This is a genomic window from Vibrio sp. YT-19(2023) (assembly GCF_033337395.1).
Window position 1 is genome coordinate 1 of the sequence record NZ_JAWOQN010000278.1, and the last position, 862, is coordinate 862.

Genomic DNA, 862 nt, shown 5'->3' on the forward strand with positions numbered 1-862 from the left:
ATACCATTCGGCATGTATGCCGCATCGGTAAAGGTGAGAAGTTCACTTGCTACGCTTTGACCAAGCTTGTCACCCAGTGGCGAGATGCCTTTCATCGCACTCACACCAGAAAACGCACTGCCGAAAGCACCGAATAAACTTGCTAGCGCATTGATGTGGAAGATAGCCGGATAGTTACCTGTCGCAACTGGTACTCCATCAAGGAGGTCGCGAGCAAGGTTATAACCGCCTTCAATGCAGTAAGTTGAATTCAACTCATCAAAACGGCGACCTAGCGACATTCTACCTGCCATCGACTGTTTGCCATCTTTTTCAAATAAGGTATACGCGTAACAAGTGAACGATCGCTCGAAGTGTTGACATAACGTACCCTGAGTATTCGCGATGATGAGCTGAGTTTCGCCGTCACTGTAACCATTGTATGGTGAGCTTGAAGCGTGAGGCAAAGCCACAACACCTTGCTCAAGCGCAAGGGACAGTTCAATTTTCTCATCGACCGATGTGGTATCGGCTTGCGCAATTTCTGCAACATCAGTGGTGATTTTGCTGTTTACGCAGCTGATGGTTTGATGTTCATCTTGCTTAGAAAAACGAGCACTTTGCAGCGCGTTGGCGAGCATCAAATCTAAACTTGGTTGCTCTAGTGATTCAGAATAACTGGTCGCGACACGAGCATCTTTAATGACTCGAACACCCAGCACTTGGCTTGAGCTGACTTTGTACTCATCCAACTTGCCTTGGTTTGCTTTCAGCGAAAAGCTGCTGTTACGGTTCACAATCACATCCGCTTCCGCACCTTGACGTTTGGCTTCTGACAGGACGTAATCAACCGCGTTAAGAAGTTGTTGTTCTTGGCTCATTA

The 862-nt window shown here is 47.3% G+C and carries 1 protein-coding gene; it reads right to left on the reverse strand.

Annotated elements, in window-relative coordinates:
• Positions 1-860: TldD/PmbA family protein (locus tag R7E78_RS25405; RefSeq protein ID WP_318058510.1), on the reverse strand; the 860-nt coding region annotated here is incomplete at its 3' end.
• Positions 861-862 lie beyond the last annotated feature (2 nt).